The sequence below is a fragment of the Pontibacterium sp. genome (assembly GCF_041587635.1).
In the GTDB taxonomy this organism is placed as follows: Bacteria; Pseudomonadota; Gammaproteobacteria; order Pseudomonadales; family Balneatricaceae; genus Pontibacterium.
The window spans coordinates 1-4,536 of sequence record NZ_JBFGYC010000337.1; the positions used below are offsets into that span (position 1 = coordinate 1).

Genomic DNA, 4,536 nt, shown 5'->3' on the forward strand with positions numbered 1-4,536 from the left:
GTTGTCCGTACTCTGGATAAAATGACGTCCGAGAACGAAGAGTATTGTGCCGCTGAACCGGAGCAAGACGGCGCTGACAAAGAGAATCTGTTTAGCAAATATGAAGAGCAGGCTGAAACCGCTCACCGGTTGGCAGCCGAAGCTAAAAACGACCGCACAGGGTACTGTGTACTGGTTGTGGACGACAGCCAACCCATGCAACAGGCACTCGCCGGCGAACTGGAAAAGCTGCCACTGCCCGTCAGTGTAGACTTTGCCGACGATGGCGAATCTGCTCTGGCGAAAGTTGCAGACAATCACTATGACTTTCTGTTTCTGGATATTGTCATGCCGGGTATCGATGGCTTTGAAGCCTGCACCCGCATGCGTGAACTTCCTGAAATGAAAAAAACCCCGATCATCATGCTTTCCTCAAAAAACTCACCGTTGGATGAGGTTAAAGGCATCATGGCCGGGTGCTCTACCTACCTGACAAAACCGATCAATCCGGATGAATTCCAAAAGGTCATTAATCGTGTTTCCAATTGGGTAGATGAGTTTAAAAAAGAATAACCGAGCCAGTTTCAAACTGGCCAATCAGTTAATTTTGCAAGATAAAGAGAAAACGGGTACCCAGCATGCCATCACCTAAAATCTTAGTAGTCGAAGACGATACTGTTCAGCAACTGCACATCTGCCAACTTCTCAGCACCATTGATGCAGAGGTGATTGTTGCCTCCAACGGCAGTGAAGGGATGAAAAAAGCTCAGGAGGAGAAACCCGACCTTATCTTCATGGATGTTGTCATGCCTGAAGTCGATGGTTTTGCCGCTTGCCGACAAATTACTCAGGATGCCGCCACTAAAGATATTCCCGTCGTGATTGTGTCGAGTAAAAATCAGGAAGCAGATAAGGTATGGGCACAGCTTCAGGGGGCAAAAGCTGTTGTTGGTAAGCCTTATAAAGACGAAGAGATTCTCAAACAGGTTAAAGAACTGTTATAAAGGGTCTTCCCGTTTCAGGATCACCCAACAGAACCCGGGTGATCCAACAAAATAATAATAAGATTTACCTGGAGCTGGTTCATGGAAGCAGATGCTTTAAATCTGACCGACCCCCCTGAGAATTTTCAGGAAGTCCGTCACGGCTTTAATGTGGCTGGGAACCATTTTTTGGTACCACGCGCACTCTATTCAGAACTGGTCAACAAACCACGTATCTGCCCTATTCCTACCACACCGAACTGGTTCAAAGGGTTTATTAACCATCGCGGTGAAACCGTTCCCGTTTATGACCTTGCCCAGTTGTCGGGCGATCATAACAGTCCAGATCAAACCCAACGTTGGGTCCTTTTACTTGATGAACAACCTTATATGGCTGGCATCTTACTTGATAGCCCCCCTGTTGCCCTCGTCGCTCCCAATGCATTGGAAAACAGTTCATCTGCCGCCTTTAACGAAGACTTCCACTCGTTTCTGGACAGCTACCTAGAACACGACGGAATCGCATGGGCTGAACTGGATCACCGTCGATTTTTTACAGCAATAAAAGAACGTTTTTAATATCAAAGGTCAAGCATCGCACGCTTTACCTACTGCCTGACGCCAAACAGGCATACAGATAACTTCCTATGAGGAACCTGAGTAATGTGGTCGTTTTTGGAATTTCAGAACATAAAGTTGCCGATCAAGTTCCTGCTCGCGCTTGGCCTGCTGCTTATCGGGCTCTCGTTCATGGGCGCCGCTTACTATCAGACCATCGTCATTGAGGAAGAAGCACAGGCCCGCGCAGATGATCTTGGTAAATTCACCAAGCTGGTCAACGGTATCGAAATCAATATTGCTCGCGCACGATTTTTCGAGAAAAGCTTTCAGGTTGACCGAGATCTGGAACAGCTGAACCAGTTTAACGCCGCCACATCACAGGTCGATGACAACCTCGGCAAACTGCAAGACTACCTGCGTACTGCCGAAGATAAACAGCAGATCCAGGAATTCCAGTCGATCATCGATGACTATCAGGATACCTTCTACGATGGCTCCGAGGCCTTGATGGAAGCGGGTTTAACCAGTGATGCAGGTTTGGCGAAGGAAGTGGCAACCCTCCTGTGGGAAACCGATGCACTGATCATCTGGCTGGAACGTGACTGGCTGCGCGACCAGTTTGAACGAACCCGTACCTCTGTAGAGGAATATGTCGCCAGTAACGGTAGTGACGTAACCTCCGAAGCAGTTAATACAAACCTGACTCGCCTGATCAATCAGCTAGAAGCCGCCAAGATCACTGAATACAAGCAGAACAAAGTGGCCGTTCTGGAAAATATGCGTGCCGTACAGGAGCTGTTTGAAGATCTTGCAGAAGCGATTGACCGTAGCTCCACACAGTTTACTCAGGTCCACTACATCATCCAGAACCTTGTACCGGCGATCGAGGAGATCAATAAGCTGGCAGGTGTCTACAATATGCAAAACTCGGAGCGACAGGCTGCTGATACGCTCGATATGGTGACCTACTTCTTTATCTCCATGGGTTTGATGATCGTAGCGATGGCGATTGCACTGACAATTGCAAAATACGGTGTAATCGATACGGTCAACCGTATTCAGGTAACCGTCGATAAAGTGCGTACAGGTGATGTAACTGCGCGCAGTAATCTGGACACCAAAGACGAACTGGGACAGTTGGCGACCGTACTTGATTCCCTGCTTGATGAGAAAGAGCACGCACTGGCAGAGAAAGAGGAAGAAAACAAACGCTTGAACAGCTCGATCATCGAGTTGATCCAGAACGTATTCCGAATCAGTCAGCGAGACCTGACAGTACGCGTACCCGTTGCAGAAGACGTAACCGGCGCGATTGCCGACTCGATTAACCAGTTGGCATCCTCCATCGAATCGGTACTGCATGAAGTAAGTGACGTATCTGGTCGGGTAAACAACGCATCGGTGCAGGTAAAATCACAGTCGGAAACAGTACTGAGCTATGCAAACCGAGAGCAGGAAGAGATCCTCGAAACCTTGCAGGGTCTGGATTCCGCGATCAAAGCGATGGAACTGATCTCCAAACTGGCATTGCTCTCCAACAATGCTTCACAAAAAGCGATCAAGACATCTGAAACAGCGATGGATTCTGTATCCCAGACTATCGACAGTATCAACAAAATCCGTCAAACCATTCACGAAGCGGAAAAACGTATCAAACGTCTGGGCGAACGTTCTCAGGAGATCGGCGGTATCGTAAACCTGATCAACAACATCTCCGAACGTACCCATGTATTGTCCCTGAATGCGAGCATGCACGCGGCCTCAGCCGGTGAAGCCGGTCGCGGCTTGATGGTGGTTGTAGATGAGGTACAGCGTCTGGCAGAGAACTCTCGAGAGGCAACCGCAGAGATCGAAAGCTTGGTGAACAACATCCAGCTTGAGACAGCCGATACTATCAACGTAATGAACACCGTAATTACCGACGTTGTCGAAGGCACACGACTCGCAGAGGAAGCGGGTGAGCGTATGGATGAAACCCGTGCAACCACACAAACTCTGGTAGATTCCGTAATACGTATCGCACAAAACTCCGTAAAACAGGCCAAGGTGGCCGAACAGCTGCGTGAACGTGCGAGCAGGATCGGCGAAACCTCGAACGCAACCAACGCGGAGATGCAGCAGCAGACAGAACTGTCTGATGAGCTGGTACAAGCGGCGGAAGAACTTCAGCGCTCCATCAGTGTATTTAAACTCGCTGCATCCTGATCTCCGATCAGTTGCAGCCGTAGGTGGTAACTATGTCGTTTGATATACAACACGAGGTCGCGCTGGTCTTTGACCATCAGCGTACATTCCTGTGTAGCACCGGAGAGGAAACAGCCCCTGGTTTTCAGGCGTTGTCAGACTCCCTTTACGCATTAGTCGATAACGCTAGCGAAGAGAACTTCGCTGGCGTTGCCGACGCGCTCGCACTGTATGGGGAGCTGCTCTCTCAAGTCTGTGAAAGCAATCAATATCCCTCTGATCAGCGTATTTTGGATCTGATGGTACAAACTGCTGCTAGCTTTAAAGCATTTTTTCGGGGTGATGAAGATGCGGTACCTCTGCTAATCAAGTTATTGGAAAATAACGGCTGGCCTGAGCCGGTTCCACAGGAAGACACCACCTTTCTGGCAGAGATCCTGACTGAAGATCAGCAACGTATTTTTGTTCAATCGCCTCCTAACGGTGATACCGGCGTAACCGAGCCAACCGAGACGCCGCTGGAAATACCGACTGCAGATCAGACAATAGAATTGAATGAAGTGGTGCTGATTGAAGAGATCGTGGATTCAGGCACTATTGAGCTGCAAGAAACAGGTCAGACATCGTCTCCAGATACACCCATCGATACCTTGCATGCGACGATTCCTGAGTCGCCCACCTCTACCGCCCAATACGCCGCAAAAAAGCTATCCACGTTATCTTCACCGATTGCGGCCACTCAATACCTACATGAACTGGTAGACCTGTTCAGCGAAGAAGAACTCGCCGGAATAGCCGATAGCTGCGCTCTGGCTGCTGAGCTTCTGGA

At 49.2% G+C, this 4,536-nt stretch carries 4 protein-coding genes and 1 pseudogene; all 5 read left to right on the forward strand.

Going from position 1 to position 4,536, the window contains the following annotated elements; translation table 11 throughout:
- Positions 1-552: PleD family two-component system response regulator (locus ABYW01_RS14885; RefSeq protein WP_372834096.1), on the forward strand; the 552-nt coding region annotated here is incomplete at its 5' end.
- A 65-nt stretch (positions 553-617) separates the two neighbouring features.
- Positions 618-983, forward strand: coding sequence for a PleD family two-component system response regulator (locus ABYW01_RS14890; RefSeq protein WP_372834098.1), 366 nt, complete (start codon positions 618-620; stop codon positions 981-983).
- Positions 984-1,064: 81 nt separating this feature from the next.
- On the forward strand, positions 1,065-1,541 hold the full coding sequence (locus tag ABYW01_RS14895) for a chemotaxis protein CheW (RefSeq protein WP_372834101.1): 477 nt from the start codon (positions 1,065-1,067) through the stop codon (positions 1,539-1,541).
- 84 nt (positions 1,542-1,625) lie between these two features.
- Positions 1,626-3,728, forward strand: coding sequence for a methyl-accepting chemotaxis protein (locus ABYW01_RS14900; RefSeq protein WP_372834102.1), 2,103 nt, complete (start codon positions 1,626-1,628; stop codon positions 3,726-3,728).
- 32 nt (positions 3,729-3,760) lie between these two features.
- Positions 3,761-4,536, forward strand: a pseudogene (locus ABYW01_RS14905) (hypothetical protein); the annotation flags it as partial.